Origin of the sequence: Pseudomonas sp. NFACC45, from assembly GCF_900113505.1 — a bacterium.
Classification (GTDB): domain Bacteria; phylum Pseudomonadota; class Gammaproteobacteria; order Pseudomonadales; family Pseudomonadaceae; genus Aquipseudomonas; species Aquipseudomonas tehranensis.
Map to the genome: position 1 here is coordinate 24,129 of NZ_FOPO01000005.1, position 24,015 is coordinate 48,143.

The 24,015-nt window shown below is 54.1% G+C and carries 17 protein-coding genes and 2 pseudogenes; 13 read left to right on the plus strand and 6 right to left on the minus strand.

All coding sequences use genetic code 11. The annotated features are described in order from the left end of the window. The first annotated feature begins 72 nt into the window (after positions 1–72). From BM132_RS10245 to BM132_RS10260, 3 genes and pseudogenes are all read left to right on the plus strand, one after another. Complete coding sequence (locus BM132_RS10245) at positions 73–1,398, plus strand: omega-aminotransferase AptA (RefSeq protein WP_092399292.1); 1,326 nt, start codon at positions 73–75, stop codon at positions 1,396–1,398. Positions 1,399–2,001: 603 nt separating this feature from the next. Beyond that, a complete protein-coding gene (locus BM132_RS10255; RefSeq protein ID WP_092399290.1) occupies positions 2,002–3,489 on the plus strand; it encodes a MocR-like pyridoxine biosynthesis transcription factor PdxR in 1,488 nt (495 codons plus the stop codon). Positions 3,490–3,671: 182 nt separating this feature from the next. Beyond that, positions 3,672–3,919, plus strand: a pseudogene (locus tag BM132_RS10260) (transposase); the annotation flags it as partial. 9 nt (positions 3,920–3,928) lie between these two features. Here the strand turns inward: BM132_RS10260 and BM132_RS10265 are convergent. Continuing rightward, a complete protein-coding gene (locus BM132_RS10265) occupies positions 3,929–4,099 on the minus strand; it encodes a TA system antitoxin ParD family protein (RefSeq protein ID WP_092399288.1) in 171 nt (56 codons plus the stop codon). Positions 4,100–4,368: 269 nt separating this feature from the next. Here BM132_RS10265 and ilvA point away from each other — a divergent pair, with 269 nt between their 5' ends. Next, entirely contained in the window at positions 4,369–5,391 is a 1,023-nt protein-coding gene (gene ilvA / locus BM132_RS10270) for a threonine ammonia-lyase, biosynthetic (protein WP_092399286.1), read from the plus strand. A gap of 585 nt (positions 5,392–5,976) precedes the next feature. Here the strand turns inward: ilvA and BM132_RS10275 are convergent. Beyond that, positions 5,977–6,864, minus strand: coding sequence for an AraC family transcriptional regulator (locus tag BM132_RS10275; RefSeq protein WP_092399284.1), 888 nt, complete (start codon positions 6,862–6,864; stop codon positions 5,977–5,979). A 927-nt stretch (positions 6,865–7,791) separates the two neighbouring features. On the opposite strand from BM132_RS10275, the gene BM132_RS10285 reads away from it, so the two are divergent. The 5 genes and pseudogenes from BM132_RS10285 (at position 7,792) to BM132_RS10305 (ending at position 15,270) form a co-directional block, all read left to right on the plus strand. Further along, positions 7,792–10,107, plus strand: a complete 2,316-nt coding sequence (locus tag BM132_RS10285; RefSeq protein ID WP_092399368.1) for a N,N-dimethylformamidase beta subunit family domain-containing protein — start codon at positions 7,792–7,794, stop codon at positions 10,105–10,107. 362 nt (positions 10,108–10,469) lie between these two features. Then, a complete protein-coding gene (locus tag BM132_RS10290) occupies positions 10,470–11,822 on the plus strand; it encodes an APC family permease (protein ID WP_092455097.1) in 1,353 nt (450 codons plus the stop codon). Positions 11,823–11,982: 160 nt separating this feature from the next. Further along, positions 11,983–13,407: a gamma-aminobutyraldehyde dehydrogenase gene (locus tag BM132_RS10295; protein ID WP_092399278.1), complete on the plus strand. Its 1,425-nt coding sequence runs from the start codon at positions 11,983–11,985 to the stop codon at positions 13,405–13,407. 211 nt (positions 13,408–13,618) lie between these two features. After that, positions 13,619–14,027 (plus strand): annotated as a pseudogene (locus BM132_RS10300) (IS66 family transposase); the annotation flags it as partial. A 97-nt stretch (positions 14,028–14,124) separates the two neighbouring features. Beyond that, complete coding sequence (locus BM132_RS10305; RefSeq protein ID WP_092399276.1) at positions 14,125–15,270, plus strand: MFS transporter; 1,146 nt, start codon at positions 14,125–14,127, stop codon at positions 15,268–15,270. Positions 15,271–15,520: 250 nt separating this feature from the next. On the opposite strand, the gene BM132_RS10310 is transcribed toward BM132_RS10305, so the two are convergent. The 3 genes from BM132_RS10310 to BM132_RS10320 all read right to left on the minus strand — a co-directional run bounded on the left by BM132_RS10310 (position 15,521) and on the right by BM132_RS10320 (position 19,216). Continuing rightward, positions 15,521–16,936, minus strand: coding sequence for an amino acid permease (locus BM132_RS10310; RefSeq protein ID WP_092399274.1), 1,416 nt, complete (start codon positions 16,934–16,936; stop codon positions 15,521–15,523). Positions 16,937–17,082: 146 nt separating this feature from the next. Next, on the minus strand, positions 17,083–18,135 hold the full coding sequence (locus tag BM132_RS10315; RefSeq protein WP_092399272.1) for an ornithine cyclodeaminase: 1,053 nt from the start codon (positions 18,133–18,135) through the stop codon (positions 17,083–17,085). Positions 18,136–18,181: 46 nt separating this feature from the next. After that, a complete protein-coding gene (locus BM132_RS10320; RefSeq protein ID WP_092399270.1) occupies positions 18,182–19,216 on the minus strand; it encodes a histone deacetylase family protein in 1,035 nt (344 codons plus the stop codon). A 119-nt stretch (positions 19,217–19,335) separates the two neighbouring features. Here BM132_RS10320 and BM132_RS10325 point away from each other — a divergent pair, with 119 nt between their 5' ends. Continuing rightward, the gene (locus BM132_RS10325; protein ID WP_092399268.1) at positions 19,336–19,836 is read left to right on the plus strand and encodes an Lrp/AsnC family transcriptional regulator; all 501 of its coding nucleotides are present in this window, start codon (positions 19,336–19,338) and stop codon (positions 19,834–19,836) included. Between the two features lie 29 nt (positions 19,837–19,865). Here the strand turns inward: BM132_RS10325 and BM132_RS10330 are convergent, their stop codons facing one another. Further along, entirely contained in the window at positions 19,866–20,843 is a 978-nt protein-coding gene (locus BM132_RS10330) for a LysR family transcriptional regulator (RefSeq protein WP_092399266.1), read from the minus strand. A 153-nt stretch (positions 20,844–20,996) separates the two neighbouring features. Between BM132_RS10330 and BM132_RS10335 the strand changes: the two genes are divergently transcribed. From BM132_RS10335 to BM132_RS10345, 3 genes are read left to right on the plus strand one after another with little or no spacing between them, the layout of a single operon-like run. Then, positions 20,997–22,307, plus strand: coding sequence for an MFS transporter (locus BM132_RS10335; RefSeq protein WP_092399264.1), 1,311 nt, complete (start codon positions 20,997–20,999; stop codon positions 22,305–22,307). After that, positions 22,307–23,062 (plus strand): class II aldolase/adducin family protein, encoded by a 756-nt coding sequence (locus tag BM132_RS10340; protein WP_092399262.1) that lies wholly within the window; start codon positions 22,307–22,309, stop codon positions 23,060–23,062. The genes BM132_RS10335 and BM132_RS10340 overlap by 1 nt, the downstream gene beginning before the upstream one ends. 2 nt (positions 23,063–23,064) lie before the next feature. Then, the gene (locus tag BM132_RS10345) at positions 23,065–23,997 is read left to right on the plus strand and encodes a 2-hydroxyacid dehydrogenase (protein WP_092399260.1); all 933 of its coding nucleotides are present in this window, start codon (positions 23,065–23,067) and stop codon (positions 23,995–23,997) included. Positions 23,998–24,015 lie beyond the last annotated feature (18 nt).

Consider the following 24,015-nt stretch of genomic DNA (forward strand, 5'->3'; position numbering starts at 1 on the left):
GTGGCTCTATGCGCCTCTAGCAGCCTTGGTTAGATTTTCCCCATCTACGAACAAGATCCCAGAGGAAAGCCCATGGATACCCCGCTGACTACCGAACAACTGAATTCTTACTTCATCGGTTTCACCCCCAATCCACTTTTCAAGCTCAGGCCGCGCCTGATAACTGGTGCCCAGGGCAGTTACCTGCACACCACCGACGGAAAACAGGTATTCGATGGGTTTTCAGGTCTGTGGTGTTCGGGTATGGGGCATAGCCATCCGAAAATCGTTGAGGCTGTGCAAAAACAAGTTGCCAAACTGGACTATGTCTCTGCCTTCTATATGAGCCATCCAGCGGCGTTTATCCTGACTGAGAAAATTGCAGCGCTCGCTCCAGATCCACTCAACCACGTGTTCTACACAACCGGCGGCTCCGACGCGGTCGACAGTGCGCTGAAACTTGCACTGGGCTATCACCGCCTGAAGGGCAATGGCGGTCGTACGCGGATGATCGGCCGTGAGCGCGGATATCATGGTGTAGGATTTGGCGGTATCTCGGTCGGTGGCATGGTTGGTAATCGCAAGATGTTTTCGACCCTGACCCTGCCTGGTGTCGATCATCTGCCGCATACTCACAGTTCAGAGCACATGGCCTTTTCCAAGGGACAACCTGCGTGGGGGGGGCACCTGGCTGACGATCTGGAGCGCCTGGTGGCCCTGCATGACGCGTCAAACATTGCGGCGGTGATCGTCGAGCCAATGGCCGGCTCTACCGGGGTGCTCGTGCCACCGGTTGGATATCTGCAGCGCCTGCGCGACATCTGCACGAAGCATGGCATCCTGCTCATTTTCGATGAAGTGATCTGTGGCTTCGGGCGCATGGGTGCCAATTTTGCTGCACAACGCTTCGGTGTGGTTCCGGACATGATTACCTTTGCCAAAACCGTCACCAATGGCACTCAGCCGCTCGGTGGTGTCATCATGTCCAGCGAGATCTACAACACGTTCATGGATCAGCCGGAATTCACCAACAGTGTGTTCCATGGCTACACCTATTCGGCCCATCCGGTAGCGGTGGCAGCCGCTTTGGCGGCCTTGGACGTCTTCTCTTCCGAGGGTGTAGCGGACAAGGTGCGAGAAAAGGAACACCTATTCCAGGAGTTGCTGCACTCGCTGAGGGGTGAGCCTAATGTGGTGGACGTCCGCAACATTGGGTTCGCGGGGAGCGTGGAGTTCGCCAGCCTACCCGGACAGCCAGGCGTTCGCGGGCACCGTATTACGGAAGCACTCTACGAAGCAGGTTACTACTTGCGCTGGTCTGGAGACCAGGCCGTCTTCGCGCCACCTTTCGACGCCACTGCGGATGAGCTGGAATCCTTGGTGGAGGCATTGCGTAAAAGTATCCGGTCGAACGCCTGACCGGTTATCGACAGAGCTAATGGGAGTCTGCAACAGGCTCCCATTTGTGCCCGCAGGAATTTTGAGTCCGTTCCCGATGTGCCGTCACAACTTGCGTTGCTGAGCTGATACGCGGGCTTCTCGATCAGCAGCGCCACACCCTGCCCACCACCGACACACGCAGCCGCAATTCCAAAACGCAGATCGCCCTCGCGCACGGGAGAACAGAAACAACGGGTTGCGATCGCCAAGGGGTAGGCAATGAGCCGTGAAGTGATCTTGTTCGACGAACCTACTTCCGCCTTGGATCCGGAGCGTGTGGGTAAAGTGCTTCAGGTGATGAAAACCTATCATCTGAGGGCTACACCAAGATGGTCGTTACCCACGAAATGGAGTTTGCTCCGGCGGTTTCAGATCAGTTGGTCTTCGTTGAGAAAGGGGAATCATCGAGCAGGCTACACCACAGAAGTTTTTCAGCAATCCCGGAACCGAGCGCGTCAGGAAATTACTAGAGCTGGTCGTTTGATGTTTACCTGCTCGAAGATGCTAGTCTCGTGAAGCGTCGGGTAGTGCTTTATTTTTTGCTGGGAGTGACTTTCACTTTCGGTCGTGTGTGAGGTTGAAATGACGGCATCCTTGATTGGTGAACGCATTCAAGATCTGCTTGATAGGCGCTCTGCTGTTTCCCTACAGCAACAGCTGTATCGCCATCTCCGGATCATGATTGAGGAAGGTACATTGCGACCTTCCTCAAGACTCCCTTCTACGCGGAGCCTTGCCACACAGTTAGGTGTCTCCCGAATAACCGTCGTTGCTGCCTTCGACATGCTAACTGCTGATGGATACTTGGTGGGAAGCATTGGCAGTGGGACGTTTGTAGTAGAAAGGCCGCCCATTCGATCGATGGTTTCTGTCTCTCGCCCAGTTGCACCTGATGCCATTTCATTGCGTGGCCAACTGATTCTGTCTGGTGCCGCGGGTCTGCAGGAGCGAGAGGGAGCATTCCTGCCAGGTGTACCAGATGTATCGGCCTTCCCTTATGCAATATGGCGGCGGTTGCAAAGCTGTTATCTAGGACAAAACCTCGCCCAGCTGAGCGGGTACGCCAACGGCGGAGGCTATCTACCGCTACGCCGAGCTTTGGCTGACTACCTGCGAGTTGCCAGAGGAGTGCGATGCAGTCCGGATCAGGTTCTTGTGACAATGGGAACACAGCAGTCCCTGGATCTGATTTTGCGACTGCTCACAGATGCCAATGACCAAGTCTGCATAGAGAACCCTTCCCACTGGGCCGGCGCGCTGATGTTGAAGTCGCTGGGGGTGCGTTCTATTCCAGTACCTGTGGATCGGGAAGGCATCGACATGCGTGATGAGCATTTCTCAATGAACCCTAAGCTGGTGTTTGTGACTCCATCGCATCAGTTTCCGTTGGGAAGCATTTTGTCCAGCAGTCGTCGCGAGCGCTTGCTGCGGCAAGCAGCGCAGCGAAACTTCTGGATAGTTGAGGATGATTATGACAGTGACCTTAGGTACGACCACGCACCGTCTCCGTCTTTGCAAGGTGAAGATAATTCGGGCCGTGTTATCTACCTGGGTACCTTCAGCAAGGTGATGTACCCGGGTCTACGTATGAGTTACATGGTTGTACCGCCCTCACTTGTGAATTCCATGGTGAGAGGACTGTTAAGCCTCTATCGCCCTGGACATCTACCTCTCCAGGCTGCACTTGCTGATTTCATCAATGACGGTCATTTGACTCGACATCTGATTAATGTTCGTCCGCTGTATGCAGCACGCCAGGCAGAGCTTCGTAGATGTCTTGCTGAGACGTTCGGTGAGGCTATCACTTTGAGCAGCGGGTTCGCCGGGCTGCATTTGACACTGCGTTTTCGTCGAATTGTAGATCTGGACGCTTTGCAGGCTGAGGCCGCCAAGCGTGATGTTCTGCTGAGGAGATTGAGCGCTTTCAACCATGACGTTGGGCCATTCGAGGATGGCTTCGTCCTAGGTTATGGCGCTCTCAACCAAGCAGACATTGGTGTGGCGGTGCGAAGTCTGCATGAGGCGTATCTGAGCGTAGAAAAGTCAGTACCAGTTCAAGCAGCCCATTAGGTAGCGGGTCATGATCGACAGCAAACTCCACATATTCTTTCACAGCAACCTGGACGACCCAAATCTCTGGTGTCATGCCTTATCCGACATGCTGGGGCCAATTTATTTCAGCGTCGATGGTTCTTGTGAAAGACCGGCGACAGTAGATATTGCGCTGCTGTGGACTGCACCAATTCAGGGATCGCTACTTGGAGGCCGGTCATTTGCCGATCGATAACAACTTGGCGGAGCGTGCGATAAAGCCGTTTGTTACTGGACGCGAGTCGTGGCTCTTCAGACAAGCCTAAAGGCGCCACGGCCAGTGCGCAGATCTACAGCTTGGTCGAGACCGCCAAGGTCAGCGTATAGGACCGATTGCCGCACGCCTCGTCAGTAGAAGATTTACGAAGCGCTGCTGTCGTGGAACTGCTCGCCACAGATGCCACGGTAAACCGAGGTTTCATCTTTTGGTAGGTGGGATGTAGGATCGCACTCGATCAACACGTGGTAGCGCTGGCTGGGGTTCGACCTTGATCCAGAGTTCGGCCTGGGCGTTGATGGAGCGGTCCATGGCTGCGGTGGCCAGACGGAGTTGTACGTGCAGATAGTTGCTGATCTTGACGATGCCCATGGTGTTCACTGTAAAGGATGGATATACAAAGCGCATATGGTTCGTCTATCAATCGTAAACCCCCCACACTAAATTGCGCATGGCCATTGACTTGCCTGCTCACCGCCGGTTAGTTTCGTGACATGACATTTCAAACCTTCCGCAGCCAGCCAAGCATTATTACTGCCATTCCTCATATGGCGGGATAGCACACTGCTGCACCCAAACCCGCCTTAGAGGCGGGTTTTGTTTTTCCGTCTCCAAGGCCCTTGAAAAACCAGGAGACACCTATGAGCACCTGCCTCGTCCCCCATTCTGCTGATACGGCATTGCTTGAACACTATGTGAAGAAGATCCTCGCCGCCCCGGTCTATGACTTGGCGGTGCGTACGCCCCTGCAAGCCGCGCCGGCCTTGTCGGCGCTGCTGGGCAACCAGGTGCTGCTCAAGCGTGAAGACCTGCAACCGACTTTTTCCTTCAAGATTCGCGGCGCCTATAACAAGTTGGTGCAGCTCACAGCCGAGCAAAAGACGCGCGGGGTGGTGACGGCGTCGGCGGGTAACCATGCGCAAGGCGTGGCACTGGCGGCGCGGGAGTTGGGGATCCAGGCGCAGATCGTAATGCCGTGCAGCACGCCGGAATTGAAGGTGCTGGGCGTACGCTCCCGAGGCGCCGAAGCGGTGCTGCACGGCGAGAGCTTCCCGTTTGCCCTGGCCCATGCGCTGCAACTGGCCGAGACATCCGAGTGCACGTTCGTTTCGCCCTTCGATGACCCGGACGTGATCGCCGGCCAAGGCACGGTGGCCATGGAGATCCTGCGCCAGCAACAGGGCCCTTTGGACGCGATCTTCGTGCCGGTGGGCGGCGGCGGCCTGATCGCCGGCATTGCCGCCTACGTCAAATACCTGCGGCCCGAGGTGCGCATCATCGGGGTCGAACCCGAAGGCTCCAGTTGCCTGCTCGCGGCACTGCGGGCCGGGGAGCGGGTGGTGTTGCCGAGTGTGGACGGGTTTGCCGATGGTACCGCGGTCGCGCAAATCGGCGCCTATGGTTTTGAGATCTGCCGCGATTGGGTCGACGAAGTCATTACCGTCAGCAATGATGAATTGTGCAGCGCCATCAAGCTGATCTACGACGATATCCGCTCCATCACCGAACCGTCCGGTGCGCTGGCCGTGGCGGGCATTCGCAGCTATGTCGCCCGTCACGGTCTGCGTGGGCAAACATTGGTGGCGGTCAATTCCGGGGCGAATATCAACTTTGATAGTTTGCGACATATTGCGGAAAGAGTGACGGCGCAAGGCGCCGTTTGATCTGAGGGCCAGCGTTAAACGTTTAATCGAAGGAGGGCGGCGATGATTTTAGGTGAACCATCGCCTTTGGTGTCGGGGTCAGGAAGGTGAGTTGGCCGGACGCTCAGTGCGCCAGTGGTTAGGTAGACTATTTGGTTAACCCGTGCCCTCAGAGCTGACAGCGCTGTGAATTCCGTATTGCAAGTGAGCCCTTGTATATGTCGTTTGCGGTGAGAATTCGGATGGCGTAACTGAATGAATAAACTTCGCATTGACTATCTCAAGGGAGGTAGTGGAGTATGTTTGCGCCTATCGGTACCGCTTTTCGAGCGGGGGCCAATCTGCTGGATGGGAACTCCGTTCTTCCTCCCCTGCACGACCGCCATGCGGAACCCATACTACTCGTAGATGAAGACTCCAATATCGGTCACTCTATTGGTGTCTAAGATGGGAACCGTCGCGATTTAAAGAACTGAAACAATAAACACGGCTCGTCTACTTTCGGAGGGATACGTAATTTGGTCAGGTTTAAATGGCCTTGCTTGGCCCTTATCCATGAGATAGTCAGATGACCAGTGACCGCTTAATGCTTTTAATAAAGCGGTATTAATGACTTTTCTCATCCCGCGGAGAGTATCCGAAAACCTCCTTGAAACGGACGGAAAAAAGTGCCTGGCTAGAGAAACCGCAATTATAGGCAATTTCAGCAATTGTCATTTGACGAACTTTATTTTGCAGGTTCTCTCGGAGTAATTTCTGAGCGTGCTTGAGACGCGCGAGACGAAGCTCACGCCCAAAAGTCGTATCGTGAGCCTGAAAGATCTTATGAATATATCGGATGGATACTCTATGGGACTGAGCTGCTCTTTCAGGTGCGAGATCCGGATCCTGAAAATTTGCCGCGATATAAGCCATCACTCGGTGAAAGAAATGGTCTATCACCGGTTTTGAATCACCCCCTGTGTCGATCTCGGGAACATCCATCATCAAGAAGGCTAGTTCGAGCAAGCCCCTCTCTAAACTGCTGACATGTTCGATAGAAAGACAGGGCGCGCTTTCCAAAGCTTGCAATGCGAATTGTGTCAGAAGTGGCACGAAACGGGAATTGGCGACATCGACTCGACCGCAAACTGCATCGATTTTCGGGCACATAGCCCTGAACAAGTCAGCGGGAATCTTAATGGTGACATTTCTAGTACCATCTGGAATATCAGTCCGATACTCTTCTGCTGAGTTAAATATCGCGACCTGACCAGGCGCAACGTCTCCTAATCTACCCAAGTGCGAAAAGCGCTCGGTCTGCATTGTGGGCATGACCAACGCGAAAAAGTCTGAATCATCTCGTCCCCCATGTACCTTTCTTCGCAATGCCCGTTGCGCATCGGCAGCAAAACGGGTAATTCCCACGGCGCCAATTTGGGTAGACTCGATAATCCCTGAGAACGAAGAAGGATCGCGCGCTACGACATCTATAGGGTAGTAGACATCGCTCATGAACTCATTCCAGGCGACAAGACGCCTTTGTGGGTGAACCTCCCCAGTAGAAAATCTGGTAACTAAATGTAACGGATCCACACAACCACCCCCGGATTAGACATCACCCCGTGCAGCACTGCACGTCTCATGCCATCGACGACAGTCGCCCATGTTAGCGGCTGAAGATGGGCGCTAGCCAGGTTGTAGCAGATGTAAGCCGCAACTTCTTCTGGCGGATCGAAAGCAAAGGCCCTTGAGTCGTCTATTGGATCTTGAAGGTGCGGAAAGGTAGCCCCTCACAGGTTCGTAGTAAAGCACTTATTGCACTGAATTGGTGCGGCGTACGCTCAGGCGAAAATATGAGTTCTCTCACATGAAAGATTAGCCCTCCCACGCGATGGAATATGTCTTCACCGGCATAGGACGGTCAGTTTTCGCCATTGAAGCGAAGCGCTGCCATGTTGCGAGTGCGCGACAAGGATATTTCAGCCATCGACTGATAAGTAAGAGGAATATATGAAAAAAACAACAATCACCGCACTGAGGGCTTGATCATGCGTACTTCCTCAGAACGCGAAGCAGAATTGGCTACGTTGTTCCAAGCCCGGTTTTACGGGCGCCTGCGCGCCGACTGCGATGCTGACGTGGTCGCTTCATTCGAGCGCTCGCCGATCGGGCCCCACGATGATAAGACTGGGAGAGTTGTACGGGGACTGGGCGGCGCGTCCATCACAGGCAAAGCCATCATCATTTCACTTGGTACCGATGGACCTTGGGGAGTCGGACACATAGTGATCGGGAAGCCAGGAAATTTCGTGCCAAGTCCAGGGGTTTTCCTGACTTACGAAGATGCCTTGCTTCACGTTTTTTCGCTTCGTTGCCAGGCGCTCTTGGATATCAAGTCATGCCAACTGGATTCACAGTTGCTTAACGGGTGAAATGGAAATGAAAAATACAAACAAGCAAATTTTCGGCTACAGCGATCGTTTCTCGGTATCGCCTGGGCATAGTCTTTCTTTTAAGGTGAGTTGCGAAGGAGTGGCAAAATATGAAGCCTCTCTGGTTAAGCTCCGTCACGGGTTCACAGGGGGATCGAGTCCAGGCTTCCTTGAGACGCCAATCGCCTCGTCGTTCGAGGGAAGCTATGAAGGTCACAAATATGTATGCCAGCCAGGCTCCTACGTTGAGGTCAATGATCCGAAGGAACTGCTCCGATCACCGGATGGATTGATTATCGAAGCTCATATATTTCCGACGCTTCCTCAAGGAACGCGGTCGGGTAATTTTGGTGCTTACACCGTTGCTCAGAACTCGATATGTGGTGACTCTAGCTTACAGGCGTTGCTCGGAAACTGGTCTGTTGAAAATTCTGCTGGCTATGCGCTTGTGTTGGAAGAAGGCCGACCAACATTTATATGGGGAGAAGCTGGCGAGACGCGCAAAATCTCATTGGCAACACCCCTTATTGCACATCAATGGTACCGCATCACTGTTACGATAAAACCCGATCTTGGTTCCGTCCGCATAGACCAGGAACCAATTGATAACATCATGAACCGTCTTTCATCGAGCGCAAGTACGCTGACCGGAGAGTCACTCACAGTTCCATTTCGCACTGGGCGCTCAAACACCACTGCACCCTTCCGAATAGGCGCTCTTGCACGTTATGAGGGCGGCCAATTGCTAGCAACCGCTGCCTACAATGGAAAGATCGGTAGGACACGCATCTTGCGTCTAAACCCAGGTGATTCGGTTGCTGACGAGGTTGCTGCCTGGCACTTTGGGAAAAGCAATCGCGCGGACGGCCTCTTGCTGAAAGAGGTTGTCGACGAGTCCAAAAATGGTTTGCACGGCCGCTGTTTCAACACTCCGACACGCGGAGTGACCGGACACAGATTCCAAGGGTTGAATGACGACTTCAGGAATGCCCCGAATGAGTTCGACGCCATACATTTTCATGACGATGACATCACCGACGCTCAATGGCCGACGGCATTCACAGTGGAGGTTCCGGAGGATCTCACAAGTGGCGTATATGCCGTTAAACTATTAGGCGGGGAGACCGAGCAGTACATCCCGTTTTTCGTCAAACCAGGCGCTCATAAGCGCGAAGTTGCAGTGCTGTTCTCCACTGCAACTTACCTAGCGTATGCCAACGACCGAATCGCCTTTGAAGCAAATGGCGCGGAAATCATAGCCAGCCGTACACCGATCATTGATCGGCAGGATTTGACGCTTCAAGATCACCCCGAGTTTGGCCGCTCCTGCTATGAAATACACAATGACGGGTCAGGCGTTGTTTTTGGCAGCCCCCGTCGTCCGATCCTGACCCTCAATCCTAAGCACCGCGCTTGGTTCATGGCGGAAGGTGTGTGGGGGCTTCCTGCCGACCTTTGCATTGCACACTGGCTTGAGACGATTAATTGTGAGTTTGATGCACTCACAGATGAAGATCTTGATTGCGAGGGATTTGACCTGATCAAAGATTATAAGGTTTTGATCACTTGTAGCCATCCAGAGTATGTAACGCGCAACGAGATTAACGCGATTGAGTCGTTCACTGCTAAAGGTGGACGTTTGATGTATCTGGGAGGAAATGGGTTCTTCGCTACTGTTTCTTTTGATCCAGAAGACCGGCATATCATGGAGTTGCGAAGGTCAGATGCCGGTACCAGGCCTCACGAGTCGCCGTTTGGTGACCGCCGTCACCAAACTTCCGGAGAGGTTGCCGGGCTGTGGCGTAATAAAGGTATGCCACCACAGCGACTGTTAGGAGTCGGATTCGCAGGGCAAGGCTTTGATCGTTCTACTTACTATGAGCGACTTACTGACAGCTACGATCCTCTTGCCGCATTTGCGTTTGAAGGGATTAGTCGTGATGAGCGTATAGGCGATTTTGGGATCATGGGCGGTGGCGCCGCGGGTGCGGAGATTGATCGGTACGATCCTTCGCTAGGATCAGCACCGGGGGCACTGTTACTAGCCACGTCAGGGCCGCTGTCAGACGCCTACCTTCTGGCAGCCGAAGATGTTCTCGAGTCAATTCCTGCAATTGGCGGCACTGAGCAGTCGCGCCTGAGAGCAGATATCGTCTTAAGTCCACTACCGGGTGGCGGAGGGGTATTTTCCGTGGGGTCGATTGCGTATACCGGCTCTCTTTCCCACAACGACTACGACAATAATGTTGCTCGTCTCACTGGCAACGTGCTCAGGCGGTTCCTTGATCCTGAACCGTTGGACGGAGCGATTGATTCAAACTGAGTGTCCGACTCGATGAGTAGGCATTGGGCTTAACATTTTGGAATGCAAGTACGGAGCAGCGGGTGGTTAGCTGCTCTGTCGCGCTACAGGCTTTCTCTGTACAGGCTTCCTCTGTTGAGGTGTGCACGCATACGAAAAGCGCCGTTCGCTCGTTCGATAGTCCACTGTGGCAAGGGTTCTTAAAATGGGCGTGCCAGACGCCAAACATTAAGTTTGGCGGTTGATACGAAGGATTCTTCCAGTCCCGATGTCCGTTTAGAACAAAAACGTTTCGCGTTATCACAGCTGATTTTGCTAGTGCGCGAAAAGCGTAGTACGAATATGCCTGGGAAGTACCCAGCCAATCGTTAAGGGGGAACAAAATGAGCGATGCTTTGGTTGTGCCAAATGAGAATAGTAAACTCAGCAGTAAACTCAGTAGTAAACTCTCGCTTACTGACGTAATGGTCTATGGCTTGCTTTACTTCGGTCCAATTGCCCCCATTGCTGTCTTTGGAGCGATTCACAATATCTCCAATGGCTTGACCGCACTGACTTATACCCTTGCAGCTATTGCCATGCTATTCAGTGCTATTAGTTACAGTGAAATGGCGAAACACATTCCACTCTCTGGGTCGGTATATTCTTACGTAACAAAAGGTACAAATTCGACATTTGGCTTTATGGCTGGATGGTCGATTTTGTTGGACTATCTCTTACTTCCAGCATTGCTGGCGATTCTCGGTGCGGCGGCGCTACAACCGCTATTTCCTGAAGTCGATAAAACTGTTTGGCTGGTGATCTTTGTTGCTGTACCTATGATCGTGAATTTGTTCGGAATTACTGTCAACGTGAACGTCGGCAAGGTTCTTCTGATTATTCAGCTGGTTGTTCTCTCAATTTTCGTAGTGTTTTCGGTCGGGCTTATTGCTGACGGTGCAGTTTCTAAGGCTCAACTACTTGCTCCGTTCTATAATCCGGCTCAGTTCAGTGTTTCCGCTGTCTTTGGCGCTGTGCCAATCGCTGCTTTGAGTTTTATCGGCTTTGACGCGGTCTCTACTTTAAATGAAGAGGCCAAGGGTGGCGGCAAAACCGTATCAACAGCCACGATGTTGTTGCTTGTCATTGTTACTGTACTATTTGTCGGGCAAGTCTATCTGGTATCTGTCTTTGTTCCGCTAGGTTCTACATTCGAAGGTGCTGACGCTGATGTGGCTTTTTACACGGTTAGCACGCAAATAGTTGGAGCTTGGTTCCTGCCTGTTGTTACTTTAACAAACGCACTCATCGCTTTGATGGCAAATGCACTTATGTCACAGGCTACTACGTCGAAAGTCATCTACTGCATGGCGCGCGACAAAAAATTGCCCAGCATGCTCACTAAGCTCAATAGAAATGAAACCCCGACTACAGCGTTGTACCTCGTCGCTGCTCTTTCACTCATGATTGCAATTCTTGCCAAAGATCATATTGAAACGATCGTGACAATGGTGACATTCGGCGCATTGTGTGCTTATGTAATGCTTAACATTTCCGTTGTTTTCTTCTTCAAAGGTAAGACTGATAAGTCTTTCTTTAAGCATGTCGTCTCTCCTGTGATAGGTTCAGCCGTTCTGTGCTACGCATTGTTCAGTGGTAATGTGAATGCTCAGTTCGTAGGTATTGCATGGCTTGTAATTGGTTGCGTGGTCGCGTGGATTTTGAAAGGTAAGCAATCCTTGGAAATGCCTGTATAGATTCCTATCATTTCAGGGGGGGCATGAAAGATCATGTTCCCGCTGAGAAAATTGTTGTGAATCTTTAACTGGACGTTTGGCTTGGCAAACGATAAACATTCTTTGATCCTACATTTTTTGAGCTAAAGGGAGTAAGTCCTTGCGCTCGATGGAGACACTTATGCACTTAAAAATGCTCATTGACGGCCAACTTGTCGAAGGGGAGGGCGAGCGCCTTCTAGTTATGAATCCTTCGCTCGGCTGCATATTGGCAGAAATTGCCGAGGCAACACCTTACCAGGTTGATCGCGCCGTTAAGGCCGCTGATGCCGCGTTCGAGAGTTGGTCGCAGACTACTCCAAGAGATCGCTCACTATTGCTTCTTAAGCTCGCAGATGTCATCGATAGTCATGCCAAAGAGTTAGCGCGTTTGGAGTCCGATAACTGTGGTAAACCTTACGCGGCGGCTTTAGCGGATGAACTTCCTGGAGTGTCAGATGTATTTCGCTTTTTCGCGGGAGCAAGTCGCTGCTTACAGGGCGCCGCAGCTGGGGAATATTTGACTGGCCACACCTCTATGATTCGTCGGGATCCAATTGGCGTTGTCGCATCGATTGCGCCATGGAACTATCCCTTGATGATGGCAGCATGGAAACTAGCTCCAGCGCTAGCTGCTGGAAATACGGTTGTTCTTAAACCATCCGAGCAAACACCTCTAACTGCGTTGAAGTTAGCCTCTTTAATGGCTACGGTTTTTCCAGCAGGTGTGGTCAATATCGTGTTTGGTCGAGGGCTAACTGTTGGTCGGCCACTTACTACTCACGATAAAGTGAGCATGGTCTCACTAACAGGTTCAGTGGCCACTGGAAGTCATATCATCGCTGAAACAGCGAACACTGTTAAACGAATGCATATGGAGTTGGGCGGTAAAGCTCCTGTCATAATTTTTGACGACGCAGACATCAATGCAGCAGTAGAGAGTATACGTAATTTCGGATTTTATAACGCAGGGCAAGATTGTACCTCAGCCTGCCGGATTTATGTGCAAAAAGGCATCTATGGTCAGTTTGTTGAAAAGCTTGGGGTGGCCGTATCCCAAATTAAGCACGGTCTTCAGGATGATCCCGACACTGAGTTAGGGCCATTGATTACTGAGCAGCACTTGGAGCGTGTAGTCGGCTTCGTTGAAAGGGCGCGATCATTACCGCATATAAAAGTGGTCACAGGTGGTAAACGAGTTGAAGGCCCTGGTTTCTTTTTCCAACCTACGGTGCTCGCCGGAGCCTGTCAAGATGATGAGGTAGTGCGAAGGGAAATTTTTGGCCCAGTAGTTTCGGTAACCGAATTTGAGGATGAATCTCAGGTGTTGGCGTGGGCAAACGACTCAGATTATGGTCTTGCATCATCAGTGTGGACATCAGATGTTGGACGAGCACATCGTCTTGCTGCACGTTTGCAATATGGCTGCACTTGGGTTAATACCCACTTCATGCTTGTGAGTGAAATGCCCCACGGAGGTTTAAAGCAGTCGGGCTACGGCAAAGACATGTCTATGTACGGGTTGGAAGACTACACCGTAATTCGCCATGTGATGTTCAAGCACTAGTGGATCGGCGTGCGCTCATCTTAAATCGATGAGCGCCAAGCCGATCTTATTGACAAAAAAATTTCGGGGGGTGTTGCATCGTGGCTTGGGGTAACAGGTTTTTTGGCGCATGGCATTCCTGAAGAGAGTGGCCCTACAGTCCACGTACTTTTAAGTTGACAACATCGCCCATATCGATGGTGTCGGGTAGGTGACTTCGCCGGAGGTTACGTTGATCCAGCGCGTCGAGACGATGGACAAGCAAATCACTCATCACAAGCAACGAGAAACTGGCCCACGAGATCGCGCTGCTCAAACGCTTCAAGTTTGCCAAGCGCAGCCACCAACCAGGCCCGGATCAGACCAGCTTGCTCAACTACTTGATCGACACCGATATCGCAGCCGGCGGAGCTGAGCTTGAAGCGCTGCAACTGGCCCTGATTGAAGGCAAAGTTCGCCAGCAGCCCAAGCGCGCTGCACTGCCAGCGCAGTTCCCTCGCACGCAGATCCATCACGAACGGAAAAACAGCTTTTGCCGATGCGGCTGCGCGCTGAAGCGTATCGGCGAAGATGCCGGCGAAAAACTCGGCTACACACCGAGCGTCTGCACTGTCGAGCGCTACATCCGTGAGAAATTGGCCTAGCTCTCAAGGTCGCATGCGCCAGCAAAATTTTTATCATCAGCTCCGACAAAAGTTATGGGCATGGTGTCAGTTTGCCAACTATGGGCTTTATTAGATGAACAGTACGGAACAAGCTTTTTTTACCTCAAATACGCTATCTGCTTCCAGATATGCATTCTTCCTAGCGGGATGTGGTATGGGCGCATGGGCACCTTTGGTTCCGTTTGCTAAGGAAAGGGCGCTGATAGGTGAGGCGGAACTTGGTCTGCTCCTTTTGGGCCTTGGTACCGGAGCAATGTGCATGATGCCGTTTGTGGCCCGTTTAGCGAATCGAATTGGCTGCAGAAGTACTGTCTATCTTGCAAGCACTTTTACCGCTGTTGGCTTGGTTGGCTTGGCAACTGCCACTTCATATTGGGTGCTCTTGGCTTTTTTGCTTTTGTTTGGGGCCGCAATCGCTACTGCCGATGTAAACATGAACCTTCAAGGCTCGCTTGTTGAGCGCCACCATCGCAAGCAGATGATGTCTGGCTTTCATGGGCTATTCAGCGTCGGAAATATTTTCAGCGCGGGCACGGTAAGCCTGCTGCTCTGGCTAGGCCTCAATCCCGTTCAGTCAATCCTTGTCTTAGCACTTGGATTGGGCGTCGCGCTCTTATCTCTTGGTCGTTACATGCTCCCGTTCGCGGAGTTGGAGGGAGCGCCAGCCAAAACGAAGCCAACCAAGCTGGTGTTGCTACTGGGAGCGCTGTGCTTCATCGCTTTTTTGGTTGAAGGTTCAATGCTCGACTGGAGCGCCGTCTATCTGACTTCGAACCGGGACATGGAGCCTAGTATTGCGGGCATCGGTTACGCCGCGTTTTCCGTGACCATGGCAGCAGGGAGGCTGTTAGGCGATTGGATCGTAAGCAAGCTCGGATCGCGAGCAGTGCTACTTGCAGGAAGTGTATTGGCAATGGGCGGCATGGCGTTGGCGGTGGTTATCGACCATTGGGTAGTTTCGGTTTTGGGGTTCGTACTCGTCGGATTAGGGATCTCGAATCTCGTTCCGATATTTTGCTCCACGGCCGGGCATCAGACTGTTATGCCCGTCGCTCAAGCTCTCGCAATCATCAATGCGATCGGATACCTAGGCATACTGATGGGGCCGGCTGCGATTGGATTTATCGCTCATGCTACGTCCCTCAGCTTCTCTTTGCTCTTCACCTCTGCGTCACTGATCCTCGTCCTCTGCAGCGCCAAGATCGCATCATACAAATAGCATTGGGCCTGGTAGGAGATCGCCATCTCGGGGCACAGGTGGCGATCTCCTTTTTATCTTCTTGGAAATTACCCTGTTGCGGCGCTGGAGGGGCAGATCAATTTAAGTGGACACCACTTCCCGCCTTTTGGGCTGCCCCCGGCACCGTAGATATTGGAAATGTAGTCAACTGAACTGACTTCGCTCAGCCATTCAAATCGAGGGCTGTCTCTATGTTACAGCCCTCCAGCGCAGAGGCCTCGTTAGCAGCTCAACCGAATTGACTTGCCGATTCAACTGCGGTTTTTGGCTTCCTACTACGTGTTAGTTGATAAGCAATTGCCAGCCATATGAACCACCCCGGCATGACCATCAAGGCAACGCGGGTGTCAGGCCTCAATGCCAGCAGGCACAGAACGAAGCCCATAAAAGCCAGTGAGAACCATGCCATTGGGACGCCGCCTGGCATCTTGTAAGCCGATTTGGCGTGAAGCTCAGGACGCTTTTTGCGATAGGCAATGTAGGACGCGAGGATGGTCGACCACGTGAAGATCACCAGAATTGCTGACACGGTGGAAACGATGGTGAATGCCGTCATGACTTCCGGAACGATGAACAGCACGAGTACACCCACCAGCATCAAAAGTGTCGTGAAGGCGAGGCTCAGCAGAGGCACGCTGTTGCCCGACAGTCGCCGAAAAATACCCGGAGCGTTGTCTTGATTCGCCAGCCCGAACAGCATACGGCTGGAGGAGAATACGCCACTATTGGCCGATGACGCGGCGGAGGTCAGGACCACGAAGTTAACGATGCCGGCCGCTGCGGGAAAGCCTGCGACGAGGAAAAGTTCGACAAAAGGACTTTTTACAGGTGACACCTGTTGCCAGGACGTTACGGCAATAATGCAGCCCAATGCCAACACGTAGAACAGGATGATTCGCAACGGAATCGAGTTGATTGCCTTGGGTAAAGTCCTCTCCGGAGCCCGGGTTTCTGCCGCCGCAGTGCCGATCAGCTCGGTGCCGGCAAAGGAGAATATCGCCATCTGAAAACCGGCAAAAAAACCAAGCACGCCATTAGGAAATGCAGCCTGCTCATCCACCAGGTGGCCCAGGGACGCGGTAACGCCACTGGAGGATACGAACGAGCTGGCAATCAGCACGATGCTGACCCCAATAAGCGTCACGACGGCGATGATCTTGATGATCGCAAACCAGAATTCGACTTCACCGAAGAGCCTGACCGTCAGCACGTTCAAGGCGAACAGTGTCGCCAGCATCCCGATAGCCGGTATCCAGGCAGGCAGATGGGGGAACCAGTACTGGAAAAAGCCTCCCACGACAACGGCATCGCCGATCACCGCAACGCTCCAGCTCAGCCAATATGACCAACCGAGAAAAAATGCGGCGCGAGGCCCCAGGTAGGCGCCGGCAAAATCCGCAAAGGTCTTGAAATTCAAGTTGGAAAGCAGCATTTCGCCCATGGCACGCATGACGAAGTAAACGAACAGGCCAATGATCATGTAGATGAGGATGATCGAGGTGCCGGAGAGGGCGATGATTTTTCCGGAGCCCATGAACAAACCCGTGCCAATGGCTCCGCCCATGGCCATTAACTGGATGTGACGATTGCTGAGCGTGCGCTGCAGCGCAGGCTGCTCAGCCCGCTCTGTTGAATTCGATTTCATTTCAAAACCTCTTGATCTTATGTTTTTGAGTTTTGGCAGAAAATTGGATATCCAGCGCCATTGTCAGGATGCAATGGCGGGTGACGGTGTTGTTTTATTTGGACAGTGACGGCCCACTGCACATGCCTTGGGGCGTCACTCGCAGGTCAACCGGCCGTGCGCAGATGGGCGGCTTTGGTCGGTTGCTGATCAAGCATCTGGAACAAGTTTTTTATATTTTCAGGCGTTGGTACCAGATGGATGTGCCGGCCGACCTGATGTTCGTGCGCCATCGCATGCAGGTAGCGAAGCGACGAGAAATCCTCGAGGGCAAAGCCTACGGAATCGAATACCGTCACCTGCTCATCGCTCTCGCGTCCCTGGACGTCGCCTTGCACAATCCGGAAAAACTCGACGACGGGTGAGTCAGCCTCCAGTTGCTGAATATCGCCTTCAATCCGCGTTTGAGGTTCAAATTCCACGATGACCCGGGCGTTGCGCAGGATGTCGGCGTGTAGTTCGGTCTTGCCCGGGCAGTCGCCGCCGACGGCATTGATATGCATGCCGGGCTCAATCATCTCGGACGTCAGGATCGTTGCGTAGGCCTTGTCGGCCGTAACGGTGGTGACAATGTGCGCGCCCCTGACTGCCTCCTGTACGGAGTCGGCCTGAATCACTTTGATAGTCGGGAAAGCCGCCAGGTTGCGCAGCAGCTTGAGTGAGGCGTCGCGATCAATATCGAAGATACGAATTTCGTTGATGCCCAGCATTTCATGGAAAGCAAGCGCCTGAAACTCGCTCTGAGCACCATTGCCAATGATAGCCATCGAGGTTGCACCTGGGCGGGCAAGAGCACGCGCGACCAATGCCGAGGTTGCAGCGGTGCGAACGGCGGTTGTCAACGTCAGCTCGCTAAGCAGGGTTGGGTAGCCACTCTGGACATCGGCCAGCAGACCAAACGCCATCACCGTCAGTAAGTTCCTTTGACCATTGTCCGGATGGCCGTTCACGTACTTGAAAGAATATTGCCTGCCATCGTCGGTAGGCATCAACTCGATCACTCCGTCTGTGGAGTGGTTGGCCGTGCGCGGCGACTTATCAAACTGCGCCCAGCGTAAATAGTCTGCTTCGATGTAGGTGGCCATTTCACGGATTGCCCGGCGGATGCCAACCCTGGCGAACAGGCGTGCGGCATCATCGACATCTAGGAAGAGCGTCATTTTTTATTCTCCAATCCATCCAGTTAAACGTTGTAGAGCAGGGGAGTCAGGCGCGTTTGCTCTCGAAGCCATGCAGTACGTTCACCGCATTGATTCCGATTTCATCGACCATGTAGCCACCTTCCATCACGAAGAGAGTGGGGCAACCAACACTCGCTATCAGCTCGCCGATCCCGATGAAATCCTCGCTTTCCAACAGGAAGTGACTGATCGGGTCGTCCTTGAAGGTGTCGACGCCCAGTGAGATCACCAATACCTGCGGCGAGAATTGCTGAAGTTTCCTGCAGGCATGAAGCAGGGCATCACGGTAGCTTTCCCAGGCGGTGTTTTTCGGCAACGGGTAGTTGAGGTTGAACCCTTCGCCATGGCCGGCGCCGACTTCATCGCTGAACCCCGAATAGTAGGGATAGGACACGGCCGGCTCGCCGTGCAGCGATACGAACATGACGTCATTGCGCTGGTAAAAAATGTTCTGGGTACCGTTGCCGTGATGAAAATCGACGTCGAGTACCGCGACACGTTTGGCGCCTTGGGTGATTGCCTGCTGTGCAGCAATGGCCGCATTGTTGAGATAGCAGTAGCCCCCCATGTACTCACGCGCAGCGTGATGGCCCGGCGGACGACAAAGGGCAAAGGCACTGTCATGGCCTTCATCGATAAGTGCCAGACCTGTCAGGGCGATATCGGCACTGGTCTTGACTGCTTGCCAGGTGGTGGCGGTGATCGGCGAGCCTGCATCCATTGCATAGAAGCCGAGTTTGCCGTCAATGAACGTGGGTACCTGGTCGTTGGCCAGGTCGCGTACAGGCCATACCAGTGGCAGGGCATCATGGGTGCGTCCTGTGGCGCACCATTGCGACCAAGCGCTTTCCAGAAAGCTCACGTAGCGCTCGCTGTGCGCGTTGACGTAACACGAACGGTCAAACACTCGCGGTTCGACTATCTGGCCAAGTCCTACTTGCTTGACGCGATTGTGAACGGTGTCGGCCCGACTGGGCTGCTCGAACGACGGCTTGAGCACGCCATCTTTCAACTCAGTGCCATGGTGCAGACGGTGGGAATCACTGAAAACTGTAAACATTCTGCGCATCCATTAATGTGAGCCAGTGCAGATATTCTGTTCTGGTCAGGATGGGAATTCTTTGCTTTGTTTTCGTAATTCTCTATATTTATCGGGCGATTTAACTCAGGAATAGTTTAATGAAGAAAAATTTATCCAGGCGCATCAGCCTCGATGAGACCGATCTGGCCATTCTTGAGTTATTGCAGGAGGACGCGAGCATTTCCAATGCCGAACTCAGTGAGCGGCTTTCATTGAGCCTCACGCCTTGCTGGCGACGTCGCAAGAGAATGGAGGAGGCGGGGGTGATAAAGGGTTATCAGGCAACACTTGATCGAAGAATGCTGGGGCTGGATATCATGGCATTCGTGCACATTCGCTTTTCCACGCATGCCGATCATGCTCCGGACGCCTTCGAGGCAGTGATTGCGCAGTTGCCAGAGGTATTGGCCTGCCACAAGATCACCGGAGACGCCGACTACGTTCTTCAAGTGTTGGCAGAGGATCTTGATAGCTATAGCGACTTTATCGAGCAAGTGCTGAGGCGCCAGGTCGGTATCGCGTCTATTCAGTCGAGTCTGGCTTTGCGCGAAATCAAAGCGGGTAGCCGCATGCGCATACCCAAATTGAGCAAGGATTGAATATCGGCCTTTCTGGGCTGAATAGAGCTCTAAAACCTTCCCGCCACGTCCGTCGTCATAAGCATCTGCTGGAAGCGCTCCAGAAAGACCGACTCGGCGCGGGTCATCTTTTGTTCGCGATTCCAAAGCAAATAGACGTTCACATCGCTGACACCCTCCCAGGGCGGCAGGCGCCAGATTTCATCGGCTTGCACATCAGCGGCGACAATGTGTTCGGGAAGGCAGCCAATACCATATCCGGCGGCGACCAAACGCAAGATCTCATCCAGGCTTGGTGAGGACGCGACAATGCGTCCAGTGAAGCCTTGTTGATCCCTGAACACCGTGAGCGGCGATAAATTGCCGCCGATCTGGTCACTGGTGAAGCTCACGAAATTTTCGCTTTGCAGGTCTGACAAGGTCAGGTTCTTGCGACCAAACAGCCGATGGCGCTTCCCACAGAAAAACGCATATCGCTGTTCCAGCATCACCCGCTGTTCGAGTCGAGGTTGCGGTGTTCGGCACAGGCTCAAACCGAAAGACGCGGTCTTTTGAAGCAGCGCGCTGATCACATCCGAGCTGCGCAGTACATCAACTTCCAGTTCCACTTGAGGAAACTCATTGTGGAATTGCGCCAGGAATTCATCGTAGCTGCGAGACTGGATACGGCTTATGGTCAGCAGCCTGATTTTACCCGTGACCAACTCGGCGGGCGCATCCAGCGCCGGGCCTAAACGGGAGATTGTGCCGTAAATCTCTGCGGCGATCTGCATCACTTCCTCGCCTGCCTTGGACAGGGTAATGCGAGGCCCGCGGCGCACCACCAGCTCACTTGCAAGTTGCTCCTCCAGACGTTTGAGCGCCTGACTGATTGCCGGTTGGCTCAAGTGCAGGCGGGCGGCGGCCCGACTGATGCTGCCCTCCTGGCCAATCACCAGGAATGTCCGCAACAGGTTCCAGTCCAGGCGATCATTGAGAAATCGCTTTGCTTCGGGGTCTCTCTGGAAACCAGACGATGAGGTTGTCATTATTTCCTAGGCTTATACTCAAGTATTTAGATTAGAAGCTTTTCCTAGCATAGGGCTTGGCGCACCATCGAGCAATGCACCGTGAGAGTGCGACTTTCATGCTCACGCATGACCTTATCTCCTGCCTATAACAATGATTCCTGGGAGCCTCAGATGACGAGCAAAACCTCCACGCCGCGTCGTGCCGCAGCCGCCGCATTTATCGGCACCACCATCGAATTCTATGACTACTACATCTATGCCTTTGCCGCGGCACTGGTGCTGGGACAACTGTTCTTTCCCAGTGAAAATCCGATGCTCAGCACCATGGCCGCGTTCGGCAGCTTCGCCGTAGGCTTCATCGCTCGGCCATTCGCCGGGATGGTGTTCGGACATTTGGGTGATCGTCTGGGGCGCAAGAAAATGCTACTGGTGACCATCGTGCTGATGGGCGTTGCGACGACCGGTATAGGCTTGCTGCCGACCTACGCCCAGGCGGGTATCTGGGCGCCCATCGGCCTGGTGTTGCTACGGCTGCTGCAAGGCATTTCTGTGGGCGGTGAATGGGGCGGTGCGGTCCTCATGGCCAGCGAGCACGCGCCCAAGGGACGCAAAATATTTTTCGCTTCGTTCGCCCAATGGGGCAGTCCGGCCGGCCTGTTGCTGGCGCTGATCGCATTCCGCTTGATCAGTGAAATGGAACAGGAAAACCTGATGAGTTGGGGCTGGCGCATTCCGTTTCTGATGAGCGGGGTGCTGATGATCGTCGGCCTGGTCATTCGTTTCGGCGTGCCGGAATCGCCAGAATTTGCCGAGGTCAAGGAGAGCGACCAGACCTCTGACAACCCGGTGATGGAAGTGCTGCGCACGGGCTGGAAGAACATTCTGTTCGCCGCACTGGCCGTCACCATCGGTTCGGGCGGCTTCTTCTTCACCAATACGTTCATGATCAGCTACGTCACCCAGTATCAAGGTATCGCCAAGACCACGATCCTGGATTGCCTGTTTGTGGTCACCATCCTGCAGTTCCTTTCGCAACCCTGTTCGGCACTGCTGGCCGAGCGGTTGGGTGAAGGGCGGTTTCTCAAGTGGGTGGCGTCACTGTGTGTCGTGGTGCCGTATCCGATGTTCCTGCTGGTACAGACCGGCAACCTGTTCTACATGACCGCCGGCATTGCCCTGGCAGTGATCCTGCTAGCCGCACTTTATGCAGTGATTGCCGGCTACATGGCTGAAGCCTTCCCGGCGCGAGTGCGGTATTCGGGTATTTCGATTGCCTATCAACTCGGTAGCGGCTTGACCGGAGGCCTGACACCCATGATCGGCACCTTCATCGCCGCTCAATTCGCCGGGCAATGGGTGCCACTGGCGCTGTTTTTCAGCGTGCTGGCCCTGATGTCGCTGACCGGCGTGCTGGGGCTGGCGCATCTACGCAGCGTCAACGCCAGGCCGACTGCTCTGTCTACTGCCCAAGGAGTCGCATGATGAGCAAGCCTCTCGCCATGTCAGAGGTCGAATGGCAAGCGCGCTGTGAGCTGGCGGCGCTGTACCGCTTGATCGCCTACTATCGCATGACTGACCTGATCGATACCCACATCACTCTGCGTGTACCGGGACCTGCGCAGCATTTTCTGATCAACCGCTATGGGGTGGCGTTCGAGAGAATGCGCGCAACCGATCTGATCCTGATCGACCTGCAAGGTAACGTGGTCGGCAGCAACTGCAACGGTGGCAAGGTCAACGCCGCCGGGTTCGTCATACACTCGGCTATCCATGAGGCACGCCCGGACCTGCACTGCATCATCCACACCCACACCGCCAGCGGTATGGCGGTGGCGGCCCAGCGCGACGGGTTGCTGCCGCTGACCCAGCATGCGCTGAAGTTCTACGGCAACCTGGCGTATCACACCTATGAAGGCATCGCGCTCTCGCTGGACGAGCGAGAGCGTCTGGTCGCCGATCTGGGGTCGCACAAGGCGATGATCCTGCGTAACCACGGTTTGCTGGCGGCCGGCGCTGGCGTTGCGGCGGCGTTCCACGAGATCTATTTTCTGGAACGTGCCTGTCAGGCGCAGATCCAGGCGATGTCAGCCGGTGTAGCGCTGAATATTCCCAGTGAAGCTGTATGTCAGCACACGGCGGCGCAGTTTGGCCGTGACGGCATCGACGGCATTATCGACCTGGCCTGGCAGGCCGCGCTCAGTCTGATCGACGAGCAGCGCACCGACTGGTGCAACTGACCATGGCCTGCATCGTTTTGCTCTGCCAGGACCCTGCGCTGACCGATTGGCTGGCCACGCTTTTCGCCGACCATGCGCCACACTTGAATGTACTGCGGCCAGACGATGCGCAGGCCCCGTTCGCCGAGGTCGCGGTGTGCTGGTTTCCACCGCCCGGCAGCCTGGGGCGCTTGCCGCGCCTGCGCCTGGTGCATTCGATCGGCTCGGGTATTGACCATTTGGCCCAGGACGACTCTCGCGATGCGGCGGTGCCGATCTGCCGCGTGGTCGACCCTGATCACAGTCTGGGCATGAGCGAATACGTGCACTGGGGCGTACTGCACTTTCATCGAGGCTTCGATCAGGTGATCGTCGGCAATCTTGCGCAGCACTGGCAGCGCCCGGCGCAGCGAAAGGCTGAAGACTTCAAGGTTGGTGTGATGGGGCTGGGCGCGATTGGCACCCCGGTGTCGGTGCGACTGGCTGTGGCGGGTTACCACGTGCGCGGCTGGGCCCGCACGCCGCGTGAGATCGACGGCGTGACGACCTTCAGCGGTCCGGATTCGCGGCGTGAGTTTCTCGACGCACTGGATGTGCTGATCAACCTGCTGCCACTTACCCCCTCGACCCATGGGGTGTTGTGCGATGAGGTCTTCCAGTGCATGGCCAAAGGTAGCGCATTGATCAACTGCGGCCGTGGCCAGCATCTCAACCTCAATGACCTGCAGCAGGCACTGGCGAGCAGGCAACTGCGCGGAGCCTTACTGGATGTCTTCGAGCAGGAGCCTTTGCCCGCCGACTCGTTGTTGTGGCGCACGCCGGGGGTCTGGGTGACGCCGCACATGGCGTCTGCCGCGTCCGACCTGTGTATCGCCCGGCAAGTCGCCGACAACGTGCAGCGATTGGCCCAAGGGCTTGCACTGAACAATCGGGTCAATCCTGAACTGGGTTATTGACCGCATGCGTTTTGAGAG